The organism is Bacillus sp. TH17, from assembly GCF_016651125.1.
Classification (GTDB): domain Bacteria; phylum Bacillota; class Bacilli; order Bacillales; family Bacillaceae_G; genus Bacillus_A; species Bacillus_A mycoides.
The window spans coordinates 3,651,399-3,671,685 of record NZ_JAEKEN010000001.1 but is presented as its reverse complement, the minus strand read 5'-3'; the positions used below and the strand labels follow the sequence as shown (position 1 = coordinate 3,671,685).

Annotated in this window: 30 protein-coding genes and 1 pseudogene; 18 read left to right on the top strand and 13 right to left on the bottom strand. The window is 35.9% G+C overall.

Features of this window, described 5'->3' with window-relative positions:
- Positions 1-26: 26 nt before the first annotated feature.
- The 6 genes from JFT95_RS18760 (at position 27) to JFT95_RS18735 (ending at position 3,635) form a co-directional block, all read left to right on the top strand.
- Positions 27-401 carry a GntR family transcriptional regulator gene (locus JFT95_RS18760; RefSeq protein ID WP_002184968.1) on the top strand — a complete coding sequence of 125 codons (375 nt, stop codon included), beginning with the start codon at positions 27-29 and terminating at the stop codon, positions 399-401.
- Between the two features lie 3 nt (positions 402-404).
- Positions 405-1,277 carry an ABC transporter ATP-binding protein gene (locus JFT95_RS18755; RefSeq protein WP_201052957.1) on the top strand — a complete coding sequence of 291 codons (873 nt, stop codon included), beginning with the start codon at positions 405-407 and terminating at the stop codon, positions 1,275-1,277.
- Positions 1,258-1,926 (top strand): ABC-2 transporter permease, encoded by a 669-nt coding sequence (locus JFT95_RS18750; RefSeq protein ID WP_078213469.1) that lies wholly within the window; start codon positions 1,258-1,260, stop codon positions 1,924-1,926. The genes JFT95_RS18755 and JFT95_RS18750 overlap by 20 nt, the downstream gene beginning before the upstream one ends.
- A 14-nt stretch (positions 1,927-1,940) precedes the next feature.
- Positions 1,941-2,573, top strand: a complete 633-nt coding sequence (locus JFT95_RS18745; protein WP_201052956.1) for an ABC-2 transporter permease — start codon at positions 1,941-1,943, stop codon at positions 2,571-2,573.
- A 32-nt stretch (positions 2,574-2,605) separates the two neighbouring features.
- Positions 2,606-3,202 carry an ABC-2 transporter permease gene (locus JFT95_RS18740; RefSeq protein WP_201052955.1) on the top strand — a complete coding sequence of 199 codons (597 nt, stop codon included), beginning with the start codon at positions 2,606-2,608 and terminating at the stop codon, positions 3,200-3,202.
- Positions 3,203-3,449: 247 nt separating this feature from the next.
- Entirely contained in the window at positions 3,450-3,635 is a 186-nt protein-coding gene (locus JFT95_RS18735) for a hypothetical protein (protein WP_050000311.1), read from the top strand.
- A 16-nt stretch (positions 3,636-3,651) separates the two neighbouring features.
- Here JFT95_RS18735 and JFT95_RS18730 read toward each other — a convergent pair whose 3' ends face one another.
- The 5 genes from JFT95_RS18730 to JFT95_RS18710 all read right to left on the bottom strand — a co-directional run bounded on the left by JFT95_RS18730 (position 3,652) and on the right by JFT95_RS18710 (position 6,301).
- Positions 3,652-3,909, bottom strand: a complete 258-nt coding sequence (locus JFT95_RS18730; RefSeq protein ID WP_201052953.1) for a DUF3975 family protein — start codon at positions 3,907-3,909, stop codon at positions 3,652-3,654.
- A gap of 15 nt (positions 3,910-3,924) precedes the next feature.
- Positions 3,925-4,239, bottom strand: a complete 315-nt coding sequence (locus JFT95_RS18725; RefSeq protein ID WP_002015033.1) for a DMT family transporter — start codon at positions 4,237-4,239, stop codon at positions 3,925-3,927.
- Between the two features lies 1 nt (position 4,240).
- On the bottom strand, positions 4,241-4,573 hold the full coding sequence (locus JFT95_RS18720) for a DMT family transporter (RefSeq protein ID WP_000312339.1): 333 nt from the start codon (positions 4,571-4,573) through the stop codon (positions 4,241-4,243).
- 71 nt (positions 4,574-4,644) lie between these two features.
- Positions 4,645-5,226, bottom strand: coding sequence for a TetR/AcrR family transcriptional regulator (locus tag JFT95_RS18715; RefSeq protein WP_002034003.1), 582 nt, complete (start codon positions 5,224-5,226; stop codon positions 4,645-4,647).
- 97 nt (positions 5,227-5,323) lie between these two features.
- A complete protein-coding gene (locus JFT95_RS18710) occupies positions 5,324-6,301 on the bottom strand; it encodes a LacI family DNA-binding transcriptional regulator (RefSeq protein WP_201052951.1) in 978 nt (325 codons plus the stop codon).
- A 317-nt stretch (positions 6,302-6,618) separates the two neighbouring features.
- On the opposite strand from JFT95_RS18710, the gene JFT95_RS18705 reads away from it, so the two are divergent.
- On the top strand, positions 6,619-7,155 hold the full coding sequence (locus JFT95_RS18705; protein ID WP_002129065.1) for a hypothetical protein: 537 nt from the start codon (positions 6,619-6,621) through the stop codon (positions 7,153-7,155).
- 37 nt (positions 7,156-7,192) lie between these two features.
- On the opposite strand, the gene JFT95_RS18700 is transcribed toward JFT95_RS18705, so the two are convergent.
- The gene (locus tag JFT95_RS18700) at positions 7,193-7,576 is read right to left on the bottom strand and encodes a rhodanese-like domain-containing protein (protein ID WP_002015038.1); all 384 of its coding nucleotides are present in this window, start codon (positions 7,574-7,576) and stop codon (positions 7,193-7,195) included.
- 170 nt (positions 7,577-7,746) lie between these two features.
- On the opposite strand from JFT95_RS18700, the gene JFT95_RS18695 reads away from it, so the two are divergent.
- Positions 7,747-8,583, top strand: a complete 837-nt coding sequence (locus JFT95_RS18695; RefSeq protein ID WP_002015039.1) for a lipoate--protein ligase family protein — start codon at positions 7,747-7,749, stop codon at positions 8,581-8,583.
- A 28-nt stretch (positions 8,584-8,611) separates the two neighbouring features.
- On the opposite strand, the pseudogene JFT95_RS18690 reads toward JFT95_RS18695, so the two are convergent.
- From JFT95_RS18690 to JFT95_RS18680, 3 genes and pseudogenes are all read right to left on the bottom strand, one after another.
- Positions 8,612-9,453: pseudogene (locus JFT95_RS18690) on the bottom strand (hypothetical protein).
- 200 nt (positions 9,454-9,653) lie between these two features.
- Positions 9,654-10,325: a DUF1129 family protein gene (locus tag JFT95_RS18685; RefSeq protein ID WP_078206280.1), complete on the bottom strand. Its 672-nt coding sequence runs from the start codon at positions 10,323-10,325 to the stop codon at positions 9,654-9,656.
- Positions 10,326-10,330: 5 nt separating this feature from the next.
- Positions 10,331-10,648, bottom strand: a complete 318-nt coding sequence (locus tag JFT95_RS18680) for a PadR family transcriptional regulator (RefSeq protein WP_000556081.1) — start codon at positions 10,646-10,648, stop codon at positions 10,331-10,333.
- Between the two features lie 156 nt (positions 10,649-10,804).
- Here JFT95_RS18680 and splB point away from each other — a divergent pair, with 156 nt between their 5' ends.
- From splB to JFT95_RS18665, 3 genes are all read left to right on the top strand, one after another.
- The gene (gene splB / locus JFT95_RS18675) at positions 10,805-11,830 is read left to right on the top strand and encodes a spore photoproduct lyase (protein ID WP_002067092.1); all 1,026 of its coding nucleotides are present in this window, start codon (positions 10,805-10,807) and stop codon (positions 11,828-11,830) included.
- Positions 11,831-11,963: 133 nt separating this feature from the next.
- A complete protein-coding gene (gene mntR / locus JFT95_RS18670) occupies positions 11,964-12,392 on the top strand; it encodes a transcriptional regulator MntR (RefSeq protein ID WP_001143080.1) in 429 nt (142 codons plus the stop codon).
- Positions 12,393-12,445: 53 nt separating this feature from the next.
- A complete protein-coding gene (locus tag JFT95_RS18665; protein WP_078178177.1) occupies positions 12,446-13,093 on the top strand; it encodes an HAD family hydrolase in 648 nt (215 codons plus the stop codon).
- Positions 13,094-13,171: 78 nt separating this feature from the next.
- Here the strand turns inward: JFT95_RS18665 and JFT95_RS18660 are convergent, their stop codons facing one another.
- Positions 13,172-13,573, bottom strand: a complete 402-nt coding sequence (locus tag JFT95_RS18660; RefSeq protein ID WP_002129056.1) for an SA1362 family protein — start codon at positions 13,571-13,573, stop codon at positions 13,172-13,174.
- A 79-nt stretch (positions 13,574-13,652) separates the two neighbouring features.
- Positions 13,653-14,573, bottom strand: a complete 921-nt coding sequence (locus JFT95_RS18655; RefSeq protein WP_002015047.1) for a DUF1385 domain-containing protein — start codon at positions 14,571-14,573, stop codon at positions 13,653-13,655.
- 244 nt (positions 14,574-14,817) lie between these two features.
- On the opposite strand from JFT95_RS18655, the gene JFT95_RS18650 reads away from it, so the two are divergent.
- Genes JFT95_RS18650 through efp form a run of 4 tightly spaced genes read left to right on the top strand, consistent with a single transcriptional unit; the run spans position 14,818 to position 17,444 of the window.
- Complete coding sequence (locus JFT95_RS18650) at positions 14,818-15,303, top strand: YqhR family membrane protein (RefSeq protein ID WP_002015048.1); 486 nt, start codon at positions 14,818-14,820, stop codon at positions 15,301-15,303.
- 55 nt (positions 15,304-15,358) lie between these two features.
- A complete protein-coding gene (aroQ, locus tag JFT95_RS18645) occupies positions 15,359-15,799 on the top strand; it encodes a type II 3-dehydroquinate dehydratase (protein WP_002015049.1) in 441 nt (146 codons plus the stop codon).
- Between the two features lie 4 nt (positions 15,800-15,803).
- Positions 15,804-16,865, top strand: a complete 1,062-nt coding sequence (gene pepQ, locus JFT95_RS18640; RefSeq protein WP_002015050.1) for a Xaa-Pro dipeptidase — start codon at positions 15,804-15,806, stop codon at positions 16,863-16,865.
- Between the two features lie 21 nt (positions 16,866-16,886).
- A complete protein-coding gene (gene efp, locus JFT95_RS18635) occupies positions 16,887-17,444 on the top strand; it encodes an elongation factor P (protein WP_002129052.1) in 558 nt (185 codons plus the stop codon).
- Between the two features lie 35 nt (positions 17,445-17,479).
- Here efp and JFT95_RS18630 read toward each other — a convergent pair whose 3' ends face one another.
- Together JFT95_RS18630 and JFT95_RS18625 are read right to left on the bottom strand one after the other, a co-directional pair.
- Positions 17,480-17,800: a hypothetical protein gene (locus JFT95_RS18630; protein WP_002129051.1), complete on the bottom strand. Its 321-nt coding sequence runs from the start codon at positions 17,798-17,800 to the stop codon at positions 17,480-17,482.
- Complete coding sequence (locus tag JFT95_RS18625) at positions 17,781-18,362, bottom strand: GNAT family N-acetyltransferase (RefSeq protein WP_002129049.1); 582 nt, start codon at positions 18,360-18,362, stop codon at positions 17,781-17,783. Before JFT95_RS18625 ends, JFT95_RS18630 begins: the two co-directional genes overlap by 20 nt.
- A 178-nt stretch (positions 18,363-18,540) precedes the next feature.
- Here JFT95_RS18625 and JFT95_RS18620 point away from each other — a divergent pair, with 178 nt between their 5' ends.
- Genes JFT95_RS18620 through spoIIIAB form a run of 3 tightly spaced genes read left to right on the top strand, consistent with a single transcriptional unit; the run spans position 18,541 to position 20,285 of the window.
- Positions 18,541-18,822 (top strand): YqhV family protein, encoded by a 282-nt coding sequence (locus tag JFT95_RS18620; protein ID WP_000816054.1) that lies wholly within the window; start codon positions 18,541-18,543, stop codon positions 18,820-18,822.
- 27 nt (positions 18,823-18,849) lie between these two features.
- Positions 18,850-19,776 (top strand): stage III sporulation protein AA, encoded by a 927-nt coding sequence (gene spoIIIAA, locus JFT95_RS18615; protein WP_002088576.1) that lies wholly within the window; start codon positions 18,850-18,852, stop codon positions 19,774-19,776.
- Positions 19,770-20,285 (top strand): stage III sporulation protein SpoIIIAB, encoded by a 516-nt coding sequence (gene spoIIIAB, locus JFT95_RS18610; RefSeq protein ID WP_002088574.1) that lies wholly within the window; start codon positions 19,770-19,772, stop codon positions 20,283-20,285. The genes spoIIIAA and spoIIIAB overlap by 7 nt, the downstream gene beginning before the upstream one ends.
- Positions 20,286-20,287: the final 2 nt, after the last annotated feature.

The following is a 20,287-nucleotide window of genomic DNA, read 5'->3' as shown; positions in this document are numbered from 1 at the left end:
AGTATATACACACACTGGAGGAAAACATGAATATTATTATTTCGAATTCTTCCCAAGACCCTATTTATGTGCAAATAAGAAAACAATTAAGCCAGCTTATTTTAAATGGTGGTTTAAAGGGTGGAGACCAATTACCGTCTATTCGTAGCTTAGCGAAGGAATTACAAGTTAGTGTAATTACAACGAAGCGTGCGTACGAGGAGCTTGAAAAAGAAGGATATATAGAAACTGTTGCTGGGAAGGGGACTTATGTTTCACGTAAAAATAATGAACTACTAAAAGAACAGCGGCTACGTCTATTGGAAAGTAAAGCGGAAGGGATTGTGAATGAAAGTAAAGCGTTGCAGCTTTCACTTGAAGATTTACAGCAGATGATTGCGTGTTTATATGAGGGGGAATAAGAGATGTTAGAGCTAAAAAACGTTTGTAAAACTTATCAAGATTTCTCAGTGAAAAATGTAAGTTTTACATTGCCACGTGGATATATTATGGGATTTATCGGACCGAATGGAGCTGGGAAAAGTACGACGATCAAAATGATTATGAATTTAATCAGAAAAGAGAGCGGTGATATAAAAATTTTTGGTAAGGACAATAAGAAAGCCGAAAAGGAAATAAAACAAAATATTGGTTTTGTATATGATGAAAATCATTATTACGAAGATTTAACGTGTGAGCAAATGAAACGGATTATTGCACCGTTATATAAAAAGTGGGACGAAATGCAGTATCAATCGTATATGCAGAGATTACAAGTTCCAAAGTATAAAAAGATTAAAGAGTTATCCAAAGGGATGAAAATGAAATTTGCGATTGCAATCGCACTTTCACACCATGCGGAATTTATTATTATGGATGAACCAACAGCAGGATTGGACCCAGTTGTTCGAAGTGAATTGCTTGATATATTGCAAGAAATAGTAATGGAAGATGAAGTATCTGTATTATTCTCAACGCACATTACGACAGACTTAGAACGTATTGCAGATTATATTACGTTCATCAATGATGGAGAAATTATATTTACTGGTGAGAAAGACGAATTAATGGAGAACTACGTAATCGTAAAGGGCAGTAATGACTTATTAGATCGAGAAGGAAAAGAACTATTTGTTGGATTACGAAAAAATAAATTTGGTTTCGAAGGTTTAGCAGAGGATAAACAAGCAATTATCGATTGGTTTGGAAATGAGGTTGTATTAGAAAATCCTACATTAGATGATATTATCGTTTACACTGCGAAAGGGAGAGGTGCCTATGCGTCAGCTCATATATAAAGATTTGTTCTTTTTTCGGGTAACGTGGTTAGTGAATTTTGTTATGCCTCTTTTGTTATTTATGTTAGAGCCAAGTGGTGAATTGTTATTTCCGATGAGTTGTCTATTTATAACCCTTTCCTCGGTTATGACGTTAATCTATATGGATGAAAGGAATAAAAGTGACATTGTTATAAATAGTTTACCGTTAAGTCGAAAGGATATCATAATTGCTAGATATATTTCCTGTGCGATATTTATTGTAGGTGGGATAGTCTCAACTATGTTAGTTGTTTTTCTTATAAGAGGTGTCGCTGTTATTGATGATATCGGTGTATACCATCCTAATTTGTATATTGAAATTCCGTGGTATGGAGTAGTAAATGGGGCTGTTTACGCTTTGGTTTTTGTTGCGGCTTTTTTTCCTAGTTATTACGGAACCAAATCAAAGGTAGCAAGAAGTATCTTGTCAGGAGCATCGATGGCAGTAGCTGGAATTGCATGGATATTTATAGGGGATGGACTGAACGCAACAGCACCTTCATTCATTGAGTGGATTATGAATCCATCACATCTTAGCTTATTTATAGTTGGAGGAATTATATTAGCTAGTGTATATATCGCTTCTATGTTTCTAACAATTAAAATTTATGGATCGCGTGATTTATAGAGAGGAGAATTCATATGCAACAGTTGATTTTAAAGGAATTTTTCTTACATAAGAAGATGTTTCCTTTCTATTTTTTAATACCTATTTTCTCTGTTTTTAGGAATCCCGTCCAACCAATGGGGATTGCAATAGGATTATTTATAACATGTAGTACGATTATATATATTTCTTTTTATCATGAAGAGAAAAGTAAAGCAGAAAAAGTATTAGTGAGTTTGCCTATAACGAGAAAAGAGATAGTTATAGCTAAATATATTTCAAGCTCATTATTTATTATGACTGGTTTGAGTACAACTTTTATAGTCGTAATATTAGGAAATATTTTATTGAACAGAGACATAGCTATTCCTGGATATGCAATATTTTCAGCAATAGTAGCAACTTTGATCTATTGTGTTGTAACGATACCTGCTAATTACGTTGGAGGATATAAAGCTACTTCTGTTTTGAATGTTATTATGGTTTTGCCTTTAACGGGTATGATTGGCCTTATGTGCAATGTTTTTGGTGATAAAATAATTATGTTAAAAGTACTTCAATCTCAAGAGGCTACACTAGCAATGATTGTTCTTGGTATCGGAGTATTAGTAAGTATAGTCATATCAATGTTTCTCTCAATGAAAATGTTTCAGGAGGCAGAGTTATAGAAGGAGCATTTTCATATTAGGAGGTGTAATACATGATCAAGCAATTAATTTTAAAAGATTTCATCATTCAATGGAAATTTTTAATTTGGTACATACTGTATCCTATTCTCTTTTATATGGCTTTAACAGATACGGGAAATCTATTCATAATTATGTCAGTAATTATTACAATTGGGGCAACAGTAAAAACATTTGAAGCAGATAGTAAAAATGAGAGTGAAGTTATAGTAAGTAGTTTGCCAATATTCAGGAAACAAATCGTGTATGCGAAATATATAGTAGCAATTATTATTCTTTTTATAAGCGTAACGGTCGGTTGTTTCACGATGGGAATGAAGAATGGGGTTAACCTATTTGAATTTATTGAAACGACAATGGTTGCTAGTATTAGCTTTATTTTAGTGTATTTAAGCTTTGTTTTACCGATATCGTTTTGGCTAGGGTATAAAAAAACTATTTTTATTACGCTTTTCATACTAATAGCACCGATAGCAATCTGTTCTATGTTCTTTCAAATCAACCTAGAACAAATTCAACTATATAACAGCGTGTTATTCGTTAGTTCAATATGCATGTTCATAGTATCTATCTTCGTTTCAGTGAAATTGTATGAGAAGAGAGAATTTTAAAAGGTGCCTCGTAAAAGGCACCTTCTTCAATAACGGCAATACGAGAGCAAAAGTTTATAAACAGAAAGGCTATTAGGCACATCTTTCGGAGTATGTAATATAAAGCTGAAAACGATAACGAAAATGAGAAAGAGGAAAAATAAAAATAGGATCTGCTTATGTATAGAATTTTGCATATAACCCACTCCTTTTTTAGGTAGTATGTCCAAAAGAAAGAAGGATATGAAAAATTTTAGGAGGGAGAATGATGAACAAAAGAAAATGGTTATATAGAATAGGAGTACTTTTATTTTCAATAGGTCTCACATTAGCAAATTTTTATTCGGATATACCACCGCTATTTCCTATTTTGCATAAAGGGATTGGTATGAGTGTTGTCATAGTTGGTTTGCTTTGTCTTATCGCATCAAATTTCTATAGAAAATCTAAATAGACATAAAAAAGGACAGTTACTTCTTTTCAGAAGAACTGTCCTTTTTAAATAACTTGTTCCATAGCTTGGCGATACTCCATATAATCACGATTGTAATGGAGGCAATAATTGACCAAGCGATAGATGCAATTTCAAGTGCCATGTTAGGAAGGAATGTAAGAATGGATAATACTTTATGAAACAGCCATTCTATTATATGAAAACTTATTTGTAATAGAATGATGATCCCGAGTGTGATCCATGTTAAGAATTGTTTTCCTTTTTCTTTCCACATGACATTCACCTCACGTTAGCCTAATAATTTTAAGCCAACAGCGCCGCATAGAATGCAGCTTAAGAAGGCAAGGCGACGCCAATCCGCTGACTCGCGGAAAATAAGAATACCGAGAAGTGCACTTCCGGCAGTTCCGATTCCAGTCCAAATTGCGTAAGCAGTTCCCATCGGTAATGTGTTCATTGCAAGAGATAAGAAGAAGAAGCTTACGCCAAAGTTAGCGATTAAAATAACTTTTGGTGCCCAGCCTTTCTTTTCAGTGGCTACTTTCATAAAGAGTACACCAACAATTTCACAAATACCAGCTAGAATTAAAAATACCCAAGCCATTTTATGCGGCCTCCTTCGCTTCTTTTTCTTCTGTTACTCGTTTTAAACCAATTACTCCGAAGAAGATTAAACCGATTAATAATACTTTTACGATAGAGAAAGGTTCTCCGAAGATGAAAATCTCTGTAAGAACGATTCCACCAGCTCCAATTCCTGTAAAGACTGCGTATACAGTGCCGACAGGTAAATCTTTATATGCTCTAAATAATAAGACGAAACTAATTGTAATTAATAGAGCAACACCAGCCCACTCAAGTGGTGCCTCCGCTTTTTTAAGTCCAATAACCCAAAAGATTTCAATAATACCAGCTATGATTACATAAATCCATGCCATATGTCATTTCTCCTTCCTACCAGTCGTTAGGTAAAGGGCTTAAAAACGACGCATTGCAAAGGAGCAATCCGTCAGTTTGAAAGGCCGCGCCAAAATACTTTCCAAGAAGCTTCTAAACGTGTCTCAAAACGATTTAAACCTGCGTATAGTAGTTCAACCATAAGGCCGTCAAGTAAGCATAAAAAAGCCTCCAAAGCATCTTTTACTTCAATGTTATGCAGTTCATCTTGTTCGCTTGCTCTTTTAAACACAGGGAATAAAAGTTTTCCGACATTTTCAATGTGTACATTCGCTTTATCAATAATTTGTTCGCGAAATGCATCCGGCGGAAAATAAGAAGTTCGTAACCAAAACATTGATTCTTCACTTTCACCAAATCGTTTTGCATAACCTTTTAACAGATTTACTAGCAATTCTTCAGTAGACGATTTTGAAAAATTTTCGATATCGTCAGTGAAGCTTTGTAAATCTTTTTGAAGAGCGGATTCTAAGCATGTAAAATATAGCTCTTCTTTTCCTTTAAAGTGTGCGTAAATCGATGGTTTTTTAATCCCAACTTCTTGAGCAATATTTGCTAATGAAGTTCCTTCATAGCCGTAGCGTGCGAAATGAGAAAGTGCTACAGCTTTAATGCGGTTTGCTGTCATTTTCATCCCCTACCTACCGTTCGTTAGGTTAATTATATGAGATGAAAAATATAAAGTCAATAGGTGAAGGGATAAAAAAGAGCGCTATAGTTAACGCTCTTTTTTAGACTGTTTCTCGCTCAATTAAATGGAATGAAAGTTCTTCTGTACTGCCGATAATTTGCTCGCTTTGAATTTGTTTATAGAATAAAGAAAAAGCATGTGAGCCCATTGTGAGACCGGGATGTTCAATAGTTGTAATTTCTAATGCTTTTGAAATTTCATGGTTATCAAATCCCAGGATAGCGAGGTCTTCAGGTATGCGAATGCCATGTTTTTTTGCCTCTGTTAATAAACCAGCGGCAACTTGATCGTTCGCTGTAACAATAGCGGTTGGGCGATTTTTCATACTTAAAATGCGATGGAGTACTTGTGCCCCGTCCTGCATCGTATAACATTGATGAAAAACCCAATCAGGGTGCACTGTTTTTCCTTCTTGACGAAGAGTATCGGCGAAAGCTTTTTCACGATCGATTGAATTAGCACTTGTTTTTCTTGCTAAACAAATGCCGATTTTTTCATGACCTTTACTGAGTAAATAGGAAGTACCAAGGCGGAATCCTTCGTAATGATCTACATAGACAGATGAAATGAGGGGATGTTTCATTTTTTCACATGAAATAATAGGGGCAAATTTTGCGAACGGTTCAATTTGTTCCCATGAACTCGTGCGAGAGCAAATAATCATCCCGTCAAATTGCTTCATTTTCATCATTTCAAGAACGCGAATTTCTTCAATACTATCGTAATTCGTTTGGCATAAATTAATATGATATCCAGCTGCTAACGCTTCGTTTCCGATTCCTTCAATGATCGTGCTAAAGTACGGAAGATTAATAAAAGGTAGCATAACGCCAATTGTATATGTTTTACCCTTTATTAAATGGATAGCATTTATATTTTTTGCATAGTTCAATTCTTCAACTGCATCTAAAACACGCTTACGTTTTTCCTCTTTTACGTAAGGATGATTATTAAGGACACGAGAAACAGTTGATATAGATACACCAGCAGTTTTTGCAATTTGTTTTATATTGGCCATATGTATCACCTCTTTCCTTAATTATAAGGGGAAAATAATAAGAATGAAAAAAATCTTGACCTGAAAAGCTTTTCACAATCTATGTTATAAGCATGACTTCTGTTGTTCGCGTAACCTTTTTATTTGGGCGTAAGAATAGTGGGGTCTTTTTTGTATGTCTGCAAAGAATTTTTGTCAGAATGTGTGAGAATAACGTGGAAAGTTTTCGGAGGAGGCGTTTGATAACGAAGCGAATAGTAGAGAGTATAAACGCTTCACTCGTTAAGAGAGCGGTATGAAAGGGCGGAAACAAATTGAAAAAAGGAATCATTTGTTTCGTGTTTTCTAGTGTAATACTTAGCTCATGTTCATTTCAGCAAACGATGCAAGAAGAAAAAACATTTGTAGGAACAACAGGAGGGGCTAAGGACCGTGTTACTGATCCGATTCCCCTAAAGGAACTTCCAAAATATTTTCCGGCAAAGTTTAAAGTTCCAACGTTTTTACCTTATGACATCACGAGTGATGTGAAGGGAGAGGTAAGAACGATGGGAAAGAAGAATGCTGTCTTAACCATTAAATATAAGCAACAAGAGAAAGGAAGGCACGATTATATAGAATTAACAGTGGCCAACTTTTCTTACAGTTTTCCATACCTCGTAGAAGAGAATCGATTTCAAGAACAAATGAAATTGAATAATGGAGCACCTGCTTATTTTAAAAATAAGGATGATTACGAGCGAGGGGACGAATTTGCTACGCTTATATGGAAAGAGAAGGGGATTGAATATCAGCTATTATATCGTAATGTAGATGAGAAAGCTGAAGATGTGATTAAACAAAATCTGCTGTACATTGCGAACAATATGGAATGAAAAAACTAGCTGTATCGTGCAGCTAGTTTTTTGTATATTATTTCTTTTTAATTTTTCCTGACCAAGATTTAAATCCACCTTTTAATTGGTAGAAATCTGTGTAGCCTTGTTTTTTTAAGTATTGAGCTGCACGACCTGTACGGAATCCGCTTTGGCAATATAAATAAACCGGTTGATCTTGGCGAAGTTCTTTGTGGCGAAGGCGAATTTGTGATAATGGAATGTTACGCGCACCTAAAATATGTCCCGCGTTAAATTCATCCGCTTCGCGAATATCGATAAGCTGTGCTTTACGGTAGCCAGCGCGAAATTCATCTTCTGAAAGTGTTTTAATTAATTTTTTCTGATAGAAATACATCCATACAGTGTAGCCGATGAATGCTGCAATTGCGGCTAGTATAATAATCAAGTTTGTTGACACGATTCTATCGCTCCCTTTTTTCTTATCCTACTTTCAATATTATAATGCCCATATGTATTTATGCAACAGATTCATTTGTATATAAGAAGAAATTTCGTATTCTTTCACAAATTTTGTCGAATTTGGTAGACTAGAGAATGTGAAAAATAATTGGTTATATGAGGTGCAGGATGGGAAAAGAAAAATGGTGTTATATTAACTCTGGTCAATGTTCACCAGCATTTAATATGGCGTTAGATGAATGTTTATTAAATTGGCAAAGCGCAAAGAAAATGTCACCAACAATTCGTTTTTATGAATGGGAAGTACCAACCTTAACAGTCGGGTATTTCCAGCGTGTTGAAAAAGATATAAATATGGATGTAGTTAACGAAAAGAAATATGGATTCGTTCGTCGTCAAACAGGCGGCAGGGGTGTACTACATGACAAAGAATTAACGTACAGTGTTATTGTGTCTGAAGATCATCCGAATATGCCAAAAACAGTTACAGAAGCATACCGAATTATTTCGCAAGGCTTATTGGACGGTTTTAAGGCATTAGGATTAGAAGCGTATTATGCAGTTCCGAAAACAGAAGCGGATCGTGAGAATTTAAAAAATCCGCGTTCAGGAGTATGTTTTGATGCACCATCTTGGTATGAGATTGTAGTTGAAGGAAGAAAAATCGCAGGTAGTGCTCAAACACGTCAAAAAGGTGTTATCTTACAGCACGGTTCTATTCCGTTAGAAATAGATTTAGATGAGTTATACGATCTATTTTTATTCCCGAATGAACGTGTAAAAGAGCGTATGAAAAACATGTTTTCTTCTAAAGCGGTAGCGATTAATGAGTTGACAGACCGTACATTTACGATTGAACAGTTAATTAAAGCGTTTGAAACTGGATTTGAAAAAGGTTTAGATATAGAGCTTGTGCCGTATGAACTAACAGAAGAACAGCTTCATGAAGTTCAAACTTTAGCAAAAGAGAAGTATGAAAGTAATGAATGGAATTATAAAAAATAAGGAGATGGCGACCGCCATCTCCTTATTTTTATAGTAAATTAAGTACTTTTTCTACTTTGATTCCTTTATCTTGTAAAGAACGAAGGCGATTTACAACGTCCATAATTTCTTTGTCGAATGTAACGCTAATACCTTGGCTTTGTAGCTCTTTTTTAATCCTTCAATAGAATCATCTATGTCGATGCCAAGCTCGTAATCTTGACAAACTTCAATTGTCTTTTTCACAAGTTTAACATAATTTTCTTGTAGTTTTGTATTTGTTTCAGTCAAAGCAGGTTGCTTCGGTTTTGCAGGAGTAACCGGTGCTGTCTCTTGCTTTGTAACTGGAGTAGGTACTGCTTTTTTCACAGGTGCTGGAGTAGATAGTTCTACAGCTGCTTCAACACTTACTGACTTCGGCGTTGGTACCGGAGTAGGCTTAGGTGTTATAGCGGGTGTTTCTACACGCATAACAGGTTTAGGAGCGGGTGTAACTGCTTTAGGAGCCTCTACAACTACTTCTTTGTTCGGAGTAGCTTCTACAACTGTTTCTTCTTGCTCAGCAGCTTCTTTATTTTCTTTGCTCCACATAACGCGTTCAATTTCTAGAGAAACATTGTTCTTATTCATCGCTGTTAATGTAACTTTACCAACTTCCGCGTTCCCAGTGAAATCAACAATTTTATAAATAACACTCTTGTTCCAATCCACGTTTCCGCTCAAAAATAATTCTTCGTTACATTTCGGCGTTAAGCCCTCGATTTTAATTTCTGCGTTTACACCGTTTTCACTGTATACCATAATTAGCGAAGCATTTACATCTTCGTCTGCTAACATTAGTTCACGTACCATTTTGCCGGTGCGTACTTGCGTTTTCTTCTTAACTGACATCTAATTTCTCCTCTCAAAAATTCAGTAATAATAAAAAAATCGTATAACGAAAAATAATTGCTCACGAAGATTTATGATACCGATAATAAAAGCATCACGTCAACAATTAACTTTAATTATTTTGCATTTTTCTTATTTTCTTTATGAAATTTTTCAATTTGTAAAATTAGACAGAAGAAAAACAGCCGTTTGAAAGGCTGTTAAAAATTTGATTTTTTGTATAGTAATTTATATAAAATAAAAAATAGGATAGCGATTAAGGCGTTTTGCCAAAAGGTTAGATGATAAATGAGATAAGGTTGTTTTTTAAAATAGATATTTAAAAATACAGCTGAACAAAATGGAGTAGCAAATGCGAATCCAAATAGAATCCTTCTTTTCCAATTCATCTTTTGATCAAAGGAATAGCGCTTTAATAAATATAAAATGAAAAGTATGCCTAGTATAATAAGTGAAACGAACAAAGTGGTTCCAGGGATGCTAAAAGCTGGGCTTAATTGTTCGATATTCTTCCCGAAGATTAAAATGAAAGTCGAAACAAGTGCATCTATTCCAAACTGTATAGCAAGAAGTAAGCTAATAATAAAACCGATTAAAGAAGTTTTTTCTAGCTTTGTTTGGGTTGGTAAAGCTGATATAAGTTCATCACAGTAAGATCGTAAATCATTTCCGAAAATATCATAAGCATTTTTATTTTCTGCTTGTGCTTCGATGAGATGATCTAATATTTCTAATAAAAGTTCTTCTACTTGATGTTCGGGTACGTTAGATAACCGAAGATATACTAACATATCACCGTAAGCAGCTTCGTTTTCAGGTGTTAGAAATTCGCGTTTTTTATTGTTCAATTCAACCATGTCTTGCGCCTTCATCCCTATCACTCCCCTTGTAATAAGTTATTTACCGTCGTTGAAACCATTCCCCAACTTTTTTTAAATTCTTCAAGCTGTTCTAATCCTTTATCGGTTACGTGATAATATTTTCGTTTTGGACCGAGTGAGGAAGCTTTTAATGTTCCTTCAATAAGTTTCTCTTTTTGCATGCGTAACAATAAAGGATAGATGCTTCCTTCACTTACGAATGTAAAGCCGTGTTTATTTAATTTTGTACTTAGTTCATATCCGTACACTTCTTCTTGTGAAATGATATATAGAATGCAACCTTCTAGTACACCTTTTAACATTTGGCTGTGCATGATTTCACCACCTTTTATCCAGGTAACTTGCCTTGCAAGGTAGCTGTTATCCGAATTATAACAGTCAGTAACTTGCAACGCAAGTTACTGAAGTGGAAAACTTTAATCTGTGTTAATTTTCATGTGCTTCCCATACTAACGAGAGGAGGGAAGCACATGAAACCATTTATGCCAAAACTCGTTTACTTTGAACCGAGGGCACTCGAATATCCGCTTGGAAAAGAGCTTTATGAGAAGTTTACGAAGATGGGATTAGAAATTCGTGAAACGACATCACATAATCAAATTAGAAATTTTCCAGGGGAAAATGAATTGCAAAAGTATCGTAATGCAAAAGCAACACTTGTCGTTGGGGTGAGGAAGACGTTAAAGTTCGATACATCAAAACCTTCAGCTGAATATGCAATCCCGCTTGCAACAGGATGTATGGGACATTGTCATTATTGTTATTTGCAAACGACACTTGGGAGCAAACCTTACGTAAGGGTGTATGTGAATCTAGATGAAATATTTGAGAAGGCAAAGCAATATATGGATGAAAGGGCCCCTGAAATAACAAGATTTGAAGCGGCGTGTACATCAGACATCGTTGGAATTGATCATTTGACACATGCATTAAAGCGGGCGATAGAGTTTATCGGAGAAAGTGAACATGGACGTTTACGTTTCGTTACGAAATATTCGCATGTTGATCATTTATTAGATGCAAAGCATAATGGGAAAACGCGTTTTCGATTTAGTATTAATTCACGTTATGTGATTAAAAATTTTGAACCAGGGACATCGCCATTTGAAGAGCGAATTGAGGCTGCTCGTAAAGTAGCGGGGGCTAATTATCCTCTTGGCTTTATTGTTGCGCCAATTTATATGCATGAAGGGTGGGAAGAAGGGTACCGTGAATTGTTTGAACGATTGTACAATGAGTTAAAAGACATGACGATACCAAATTTAACGTTCGAATTAATTCAACATCGTTTTACGAAACCAGCCAAAAAAGTCATTCAAGAACGTTATCCGAATACGAAACTTGAAATGGATGAAGAGAAGCGGAAATATAAATGGGGACGATACGGTATTGGGAAATATGTATATCAAAAGGATGATGCAGAAGTATTGGAAGAAACAATACGAGGTTATATATATGAGTATTTTCCCGATGCAGAAATTCAATATTTTACATAAGGGAAATTTGGATTCTTTTTTTGTTTTATATATTTAGGCTCGTTTCCACCTTGTCACGTTATTCTTTCTGGTGTATCATTTTATTGATTGCTTCGTACGGAATAAGCAAAATGAAATTGGATGGAGGAAACCGATGCCTACCCCTAGTATGGAAGATTATATTGAACAAATTTATTTGTTGATTGATGAAAAGGGTTATGCCCGTGTATCTGATATTGCTGAAGCGCTTAGTGTACATCCATCCTCTGTAACAAAAATGGTACAAAAATTAGACAAAGACGAATATCTAATTTATGAAAAATATAGAGGGCTTGTATTAACATCAAAAGGTAAAAAAATCGGAGAACGTCTCGTATATCGTCATGAATTGTTAGAACAGTTTATGCGCATTATCGGTGTGGATGAAAGCAAAATTTATAATGATGTAGAAGGAATTGAACATCATTTAAGTTGGGAATCAATTGACCGTATCGGTGATTTAGTACAATACTTTGAACAAGATGAAGTTCGAGTAGAAACACTTCGTGGTGTTCAAAAAGCAAATGAAGAGAAAAGTAATTAAGGGGAACGTGTGGCGTTTCCTTTTTTATTTCAATCGAAAAGGACGGGAGAATCATGAAAGCGATTATTTTTGATTTTGATGGATTAATTGTGGACACAGAAACAATATGGTTTCACTCTTTCAGAGATGCTGTTCGTGAATACGGCAGCGAGTTACCTTTAGAGGAATTTGCGAAATGTATTGGAACGACAGATGAAGTGCTTTATGCATATTTAAAAGAGCAATTAAAAGAAAAGTTTAATGAGCATACATTAAAGGAAAAAGTAACAACTTTACATAAAGAAAAAATGAAAATACCGAAAGCACGTGACGGTGTAAAAGAATATTTAGAAGAAGCGAAAGAACTTGGATTAAAAATCGCATTAGCCTCTAGCTCATCTAGAGAGTGGGTCGTTCTTTTTTTAGAAGAGTTACAGATTAGAGAGTATTTTGAAGTGATTAAAACGAGAGAAGATGTCGAGAAAGTAAAACCAGATCCAGCTCTTTATAAAGCTGCGATAGAAGAATTAGGAGTTGAACCATCGGAAGCTGTTGTATTTGAAGATTCATTAAATGGATTGAAAGCAGCAATTGCAGCAGGATTAAAATGTGTCGTCGTACCTAATGATGTGACAAGAAATTTACAATTTGAAAACCATCACCTTCGTATCGAAAGTATGAAAGATAAAAGTTTGAAAGAAGTACTTCAACATATAAAGTGAAACTTTAATCAGTCGGGGCTTTTCTCATCCCCACTGATTATTTGCCCATACTAATTGAGATAAAAAAGACCGTATTTCCTAAAAGGAAGCACGGTCTTTCTTTTTGTTTTTTTTACCTTCAATGACAGTTAAATGAGATTGTTTTCTTTTTCTTTTCAACGATGGAGAATTACCCTTTTTCCCCTTGTCATCAGAAGCATTTCGTTTCAAGAAAGAATTACTTAGGGGTGCTACATTTTGTTTCCCGTGTTTGCGGTTCGATTGTTTCGCTGCACGCTTATATGAGCTTTGCGAATTTGCAGAACCACTAGAGTTTGTAAACATTTTGTAGAGTAAGTAAAAGATACCGACGACAGCTAACATGATACCAATGTTTTTCAATACTCCCATTGGATCTGTAATAACAGATGAAACAAGGCCGAATATTGCTAATCCGATAATAAGCACAAATATAGCGAATGTAAACGAACGACCGTTCATAAGGGACACCTCCTAAAAACATATATTAAAATTAGTATATTAACGATGAGGAAAGGAGTTGAACACCATTTTTAAATAATTATTGTTTGTTTTCTAAACGTAATAATTCTTCAAACGATGCGATTGCAACTTCCGCTTGATCATCTGTTGGTTCTTTCGTTGTTAATAGTTGCAGCCATAATCCTGGATATCCAAGTACTCGCAAAACAGGGACATCTCGTAATCGATTGGTAAATTGTAATACTTCAAAAGAAATGCCGAGAACAACTGGAATTAATAAAATTCTGTTTACTACCCTTGCCCAAAGTGGATCTGTAGGAACTAGGAAATAAACAAACATTCCAATAATGACTGTAAATATTATAAAGCTACTGCCACAGCGATAATGGAGGCGAGTTTGCTTTTGAACATTTTCTACAGTCAGTGGAAGGTTATTCTCGTAAGCATTGATTACTTTATGTTCCGCACCGTGGTACTGAAATACCCGCTTAATAAGTGGGGTTAAAGAAATGAAGTATATATAGCTCAATAATAGCATGAGCTTAATGACACTTTCGACAATGATTTGCCCTGTATGAGATGGGAAAATCGGTCTCGTTAATTCAGCTAAAAGTGCAGGAACTGCTGTGAAAATTACTTTACCGAATATGAACGATAAAACGCCAACTGCTGCAACTCCTAATACCATCGTTAATTTTGATTGTTCTTCTTTTTTATTTGCAAGTTGTTCATCTTCTTCTGGGTGGACATCAAATCGTTCTGAAGCAAAGTTTAAATGTTTCGCTCCATTCGCACTTGCATCCACAATAGCGGCAATACCTCGTAAAAATGGAATTTTCTTTAGTAGAGATAATGCTTTATTACGAACGCGTGGTAAACGATAAAATTCAATCGATTTATCTTTACGACGAACCGCTGTAACAGTATATTCTCTACCGCCAAACATAACTCCTTCTATGACTGCCTGCCCGCCATATATTTGTTTTGACTCTTCTGCCATGTTAACACCAACCTGTATTTGTTTCTCTCTTATGTAGAAAAAGAGGCAATTGTCATACTTGGTTTTGTCATCTTGAAATAAGACAATCACCGAGTTTCCTTTATTTTATCGACAAATACAGGCAGATGACAAGGGAAAATGTTACGAGAGTCGGACATTTCTTATTCTTTTTATAGACAAATTTTGCAGGATTTAAACATGCCTCAAAATAGTTTCGGGCATACTAGTGAGCGGAGGTGTCTATGTGAATCAAGAACAATCAACAATAAGAAACTTTGTACAAATTGGTTTATTTGGTGGCTTATTTTGGGGAGGTATATGGTATTTCCTTCATATATTCTCATTTACAGAAGCTGGACCTAACTATTTACTTTTACCGTTTGCATTTGGAGATTGGAAAGAAGGGGTTTGGGGAAATGTACTAGGTATCGTTTGTATGGGACTTCTTTCAATTTTAGTGGCATTTCTCTATAAAGCCCTTTTTAAAAAGTTTGAAGGAGTATTCCCTGGCGTACTATACGGTTTGTTTTGGTGGGCATTATTATTTTTGGGGATGGGGCTAATGGCACCTGTTATTAAAAGTGCACTCCATTTACCGAAAGAAACAATTGTAACGACAATATGTATCTTTATATTATATGGTGTTTTTATTTCGTATTCTGTAGCATTCGAATCGAATAATACAAATAGAGGAGAAGGGGTCGAGAAGACAAACTATTCAAATAAGTGATTCCTATGTTAAAATGTCGTATAGACATTTTTTAATATTAAGGAGTTTTAAGAAAATGAAAAAGTTACTCCTCGTAAATGGTCCTAACCTAAATCGCCTTGGCGTTAGGGAAGTAAATGTATACGGAAAAGGAACGTTAGCGACGCTTGAAACAGATATGAAACACGAAGCAGAGAAAATGGGAGTGGAGTTAGAATGTTTCCAATCGAATCATGAAGGTGCTATTATCGATCGTCTTCATGAGGCTGAAGATATATATGAAGGGATCATTTTAAATCCTGGAGCATTTACGCATTATAGCTATGCGATTCGAGATGCAATTGCGAGCATTTCGATTCCTGTTATTGAAGTACATATTTCTAACATTCACCAGCGTGAATCGTTCCGTCACGAATCTGTGACGGCGGCTGTTTGTGCGGGACAAATTGTTGGATTTGGTTTTTATGGCTATAAGTTAGCGTTATTTGCATTAATGGAGAAATTGAGGGAGGCATAAAGTAATGGAAAAGATCGAGAGATTAAGAAGTGCGTTTGATGAGGCTGGTATTGACGGTATCGTATTAACGAATGAACATAGCCGTAGATATATGGCGAATTTCACAGGAACAGCTGGTGTTGTACTAATTTCAAAAGAGCGTGCTCTATTTATTACAGATTTCCGTTATGTAGAGCAAGCTAGTAAGCAAGCGGTTGGATACGAAATAGTGCAGCATGCAGGATTAATTCTTGATGAAGTTGCGAAACAAGTTAAAGAACTTGGAATTCAAAAGCTAGGATTTGAGCAAGATACTCTTACATATAGCTCTTACGTAACGCATAATGAAGCGATCGAAGCTGAATTCATCCCAACTTCTGGGCTTGTAGAAAAGTTACGCTTGATAAAGACTGATTCAGAGATTAAGATATTAAAGGAAGCTGCACAGATTGCAGATGCTGCCTTTGAGCATATTCTATCATTCATTCGCCCGGGAGTATCTGAAATTGAAGTGTCAAATGAACTTGAATTTTTCATGAGAAAGCAAGGAGCAACATCTTCTTCGTTTGATATTATCGTTGCTTCAGGTCTTCGTTCGGCATTACCGCACGGCGTGGCATCTGAAAAAGTGATAGAAAAAGGAGATTTCGTTACATTAGACTTCGGCGCTTATTACAAAGGATATTGCTCTGATATTACTCGTACGATTGCAGTCGGTGAACCATCTGATAAATTAAAAGAAATTTATAATATTGTTTTAGAAGCACAACTACGTGGTGTGAACGGTATTAAAGCTGGTTTAACGGGTCGTGAGGCTGATGCATTAACGCGTGATTACATAACGGAAAAAGGATATGGTGAATACTTCGGACACTCTACTGGTCATGGAATCGGTCTTGAAATCCATGAAGCACCAGGTTTAGCGTTCCGTTCTGATACAGTACTTGAACCAGGTATGGCTGTAACAGTAGAACCAGGTATTTATATTCCAGGTGTTGGCGGGGTACGTATTGAAGATGATATCATTGTAACAAGTGAAGGTAATGAAGTAATAACGAAATCACCAAAAGAACTTATTATTTTGTAATACACAGGAGGATTTTTTTACATGATTTCAGTAAACGATTTTCGTACAGGTTTAACAATTTCAGTGGACAATGCCCTTTGGCAAGTAATGGATTTCCAACACGTAAAGCCAGGTAAAGGTGCTGCATTCGTTCGCTCTAAACTACGTAACCTTCGCACAGGATCTGTTCAAGAGAAAACATTCCGTGCAGGTGAAAAAGTAGAAAAAGCACACATCGAAAACCGTCGTATGCAATACTTATACGCGAGCGGTGAGTCTCACGTATTTATGGATAACGAAACTTATGAGCAAATCGAACTTGGTGAAAACCAAATCGAGCGCGAATTAAAATTCTTAAAAGAAAACATGGGAGTATCTATTATGACATACCAAGATGAAATACTTGGTGTTGAACTTCCGAACACAGTTGAATTAAAAGTTGCAGAAACAGAGCCTGGTATTAAAGGTGACACAGCTTCTAACGTAACAAAACCAGCTAAATTAGAAACTGGTCTTGTTGTACAAGTACCAATCTTCATTAACGAAGGCGAAATGCTTATCATCAACACTGGTGAAGGTAAATACGTTTCTCGTGCATAGTAGAAAAGCACTCGTGATTATCACGAGTGCTTTTTTTATAGGAAATAGGGCAGATAGTAAATTGCAGTTATAGCAAAACTAACTGTGACGAGTGAAAGGGTACCCATAATATATGGAGTCAAAACAATTTGAAACGGGCGTATTTCACCAGTTTCAATACCGGTAAAAGTTTTATTCGTTGCATGATCCATATTGTTATTTCTAAAGGTACTCATAATAATTAACCACGTAATTGCAAATATTGCTAGACTGCCAAGGAAAAAGCTCTCCATAAATGACCAGCCGACCATTTTTGAAAAAAGATAAATAATAGCTAATTCTACTACAATTGTTAAACTAATTTTCAATCCTTTCATATTTTCCCCCCTCATTTTGTACTTCCAACCAATTTGAAAATTTTTCGCATGATACAACATGCAGTACGCAAGGTGATTTTACTTCTTTCTCCAAAGCAGCGTGTACGTCTGGAAATTGTTTTTCCACATGTAATGAAATGTAAGATAGTTTCTCTTGTGCTTTTAAAGAGCGAATGTTATTCGTTTTAGCACCGGCAAATACGTATGTAAGTTGCAAGTCTAAAAAAGCGATTTTAAAGATCTCTTTTTTCGCAGATTCGTTATATCCTCTTCCCCAATATTGATAGCCGAGCCAACTTCCAATATGTGAGTGCTTTTGTTCGTAATTAATATGTTTAAGTGTCGTGAGGCCAATTATTTCATTTTCCTCACTTACAATCACTCTTGATAAGGAGTGTTTTTTTCGTTCCTCTCCAATTGCAAAAAGAATGAACGCCTTTGTATCTTCCACTGATTCTACTTTTATCCCTAATGCATTTTTTACATGTGGATTGCTTGATAGCTCAAAAAGCACATTTGCATATCGTAAATCGAGTGGTAGTAAAGTAACTTGCTTCATCATCTATGCTCCTTTTCTATTAAATATACCATATATTAATGAGAATATTCAGTTTTCTATAAAGTCGATAGAGAAAAATTATGTTTTTACTTCTGAAATAGACAACCTCTGCATATGGTTGTACAAATATATTCTTTTTCAGAATAAGGAAGTAGTAACTGTTATGGGAGAAGGTGGGAGAATGAAACAGTGGCTAGCGGCAATGGAAACATCCGTGCTTGTTATGGGGTTACTTCGGTTGTTTTCAGGAAGCGCGGAAATATTCGCCGCTCTGCTTATGCTTTACGTGAATGATGCGAAGAAAGCATTGTTTATAAATGGTATGTTGGCGTTTGTTGGACCGACCGTATTAATTTTAACAATGACAATTGGCATAGCGAGTGTAGCAAGTGAGATTTCTTTCTTGAAACTCTTTTTTCTAGCACTTGGAATTGGCTGCATTTTTATCGCGTTGTTGAAATAGTAAGTCGAGTATAGTGGGGAGAAGCTTATGAAAGAAGTATTAGAAGTTTTACCGAAAACGATGAAACAGTTAGTTGAAGGCTGTAAACAATACGATACTCTAGAGGAAATTCGCGTTCGAATTGGAAGGCCACTAGAGTGTATCGCACATGGAGAAGTGTTTTTCTATGACTATATCGCTACAGCGGAAGATGCGATCCATTTATTGAATAAATTAAGCCAATTCTCAATTTATACGATGGAAGAGGAATTGAAACGTGGATATGTGACACTACGAGGAGGACATAGAATTGGCCTAGCTGGAAAAGTCATTACAGAAAAAAGTGCAGTGAAAATGATTCGGGATGTCTCTTCTTTTAATATTCGTATTGCCCGTCAAAAAATAGGGATTGCTGAGCCGCTTCTGCCATATCTTTATGAATCGCGATGGTTAAACACGATGGTAATTGGCCCACCGCAAACGGGGAAAACAACACTTTTAAGAGATGTAGCACGCTGTATGAGTCAAGGTGTAAGTGCTTCGAAAATTCCTTCATGTAAAGTGGGGATTGTTGATGAACGATCAGAAATTGCGGGTTGTGTGAAAGGAATCCCGCAATATGACTTTGGCGTGCGAGTAGATGTATTAGACGCTTGTCCAAAAGCTGAAGGAATGATGATGATGATTCGTTCTATGAGCCCAGACATATTAATCGTAGATGAAATTGGACGTAAAGAAGATAGTGAAGCGATTATGGAGGCGGTACATGCAGGTGTTCAGCTTTTTATAAGTGCGCATGGATTTTCTTATGATGACGTTGTGAAACGTCCATCGTTACAGGCGGTGCTGGAACTTGGTGTATTTGATAGGTTTGTGGAATTATCAAAAGCGAGAGGGCCAGGAACAGTTATGCAAGTGAAAGATAGAGATGGAAAACCAGTATTATCCCATAGAAAGGTTCAAGGCGTATGGTGAAAATATTTGGTGCGGTATTAATAGTTGCTGTTAGCACTTTTTTCGGATTTTCATACGCTAAAAGGTACAGTGAGAGACCGCGGCAACTTAGGTTATTGAAGGCAGCATTGCAATCATTAGAAGCTGAAATTATGTATGGACACACGCCGTTATCTGAGGCTGCAGAGCGTTTAGTCAAACAAATGCCGAAGCCGTTAAATTGGATATTTCAAAGCTTTTCGAAACGGCTAGAGGACGGGGAGCAAACAGTTAGAGAAGCTTGGATTGATAGTTTGAAGGAGAACTGGACGTTAACGGCGTTTAAACAAACCGAGTATGAAATCTTACAACAATTTGGTGAAACACTTGGACAACATGATCGTGAATCACAGCAAAAACATATTCGCTTATGTATTACACATTTGGAGAGAGAAGAAGGAGAAGCGAAAGCATTACAACTACAATATGAAAAAATGATAAAGAGTTTAGGGGTACTAGCAGGGCTACTTATCGTAATTTTACTGCTATAGGG

Coding starts and splice junctions, on each gene's coding strand:
- JFT95_RS18760 (WP_002184968.1), top strand. CDS start 27: ATGAATATTATTATTTCGAATTCTTCCCAAGACCCTATTTATGTGCAA.
- JFT95_RS18755 (WP_201052957.1), top strand. CDS start 405: ATGTTAGAGCTAAAAAACGTTTGTAAAACTTATCAAGATTTCTCAGTG.
- JFT95_RS18750 (WP_078213469.1), top strand. CDS start 1,258: ATGCGTCAGCTCATATATAAAGATTTGTTCTTTTTTCGGGTAACGTGG.
- JFT95_RS18745 (WP_201052956.1), top strand. CDS start 1,941: ATGCAACAGTTGATTTTAAAGGAATTTTTCTTACATAAGAAGATGTTT.
- JFT95_RS18740 (WP_201052955.1), top strand. CDS start 2,606: ATGATCAAGCAATTAATTTTAAAAGATTTCATCATTCAATGGAAATTT.
- JFT95_RS18735 (WP_050000311.1), top strand. CDS start 3,450: ATGAACAAAAGAAAATGGTTATATAGAATAGGAGTACTTTTATTTTCA.
- JFT95_RS18730 (WP_201052953.1), bottom strand. CDS start 3,909: ATGTGGAAAGAAAAAGGAAAACAATTCTTAACATGGATCACACTCGGG.
- JFT95_RS18725 (WP_002015033.1), bottom strand. CDS start 4,239: ATGGCTTGGGTATTTTTAATTCTAGCTGGTATTTGTGAAATTGTTGGT.
- JFT95_RS18720 (WP_000312339.1), bottom strand. CDS start 4,573: ATGGCATGGATTTATGTAATCATAGCTGGTATTATTGAAATCTTTTGG.
- JFT95_RS18715 (WP_002034003.1), bottom strand. CDS start 5,226: ATGAAAATGACAGCAAACCGCATTAAAGCTGTAGCACTTTCTCATTTC.
- JFT95_RS18710 (WP_201052951.1), bottom strand. CDS start 6,301: ATGGCCAATATAAAACAAATTGCAAAAACTGCTGGTGTATCTATATCA.
- JFT95_RS18695 (WP_002015039.1), top strand. CDS start 7,747: ATGGGAAAAGAAAAATGGTGTTATATTAACTCTGGTCAATGTTCACCA.
- JFT95_RS18685 (WP_078206280.1), bottom strand. CDS start 10,325: ATGAAGGCGCAAGACATGGTTGAATTGAACAATAAAAAACGCGAATTT.
- JFT95_RS18680 (WP_000556081.1), bottom strand. CDS start 10,648: ATGCACAGCCAAATGTTAAAAGGTGTACTAGAAGGTTGCATTCTATAT.
- splB (WP_002067092.1), top strand. CDS start 10,805: ATGAAACCATTTATGCCAAAACTCGTTTACTTTGAACCGAGGGCACTC.
- mntR (WP_001143080.1), top strand. CDS start 11,964: ATGCCTACCCCTAGTATGGAAGATTATATTGAACAAATTTATTTGTTG.
- JFT95_RS18665 (WP_078178177.1), top strand. CDS start 12,446: ATGAAAGCGATTATTTTTGATTTTGATGGATTAATTGTGGACACAGAA.
- JFT95_RS18660 (WP_002129056.1), bottom strand. CDS start 13,573: ATGAACGGTCGTTCGTTTACATTCGCTATATTTGTGCTTATTATCGGA.
- JFT95_RS18655 (WP_002015047.1), bottom strand. CDS start 14,573: ATGGCAGAAGAGTCAAAACAAATATATGGCGGGCAGGCAGTCATAGAA.
- aroQ (WP_002015049.1), top strand. CDS start 15,359: ATGAAAAAGTTACTCCTCGTAAATGGTCCTAACCTAAATCGCCTTGGC.
- pepQ (WP_002015050.1), top strand. CDS start 15,804: ATGGAAAAGATCGAGAGATTAAGAAGTGCGTTTGATGAGGCTGGTATT.
- efp (WP_002129052.1), top strand. CDS start 16,887: ATGATTTCAGTAAACGATTTTCGTACAGGTTTAACAATTTCAGTGGAC.
- JFT95_RS18630 (WP_002129051.1), bottom strand. CDS start 17,800: ATGAAAGGATTGAAAATTAGTTTAACAATTGTAGTAGAATTAGCTATT.
- JFT95_RS18625 (WP_002129049.1), bottom strand. CDS start 18,362: ATGATGAAGCAAGTTACTTTACTACCACTCGATTTACGATATGCAAAT.
- JFT95_RS18620 (WP_000816054.1), top strand. CDS start 18,541: ATGAAACAGTGGCTAGCGGCAATGGAAACATCCGTGCTTGTTATGGGG.
- spoIIIAA (WP_002088576.1), top strand. CDS start 18,850: ATGAAAGAAGTATTAGAAGTTTTACCGAAAACGATGAAACAGTTAGTT.
- spoIIIAB (WP_002088574.1), top strand. CDS start 19,770: ATGGTGAAAATATTTGGTGCGGTATTAATAGTTGCTGTTAGCACTTTT.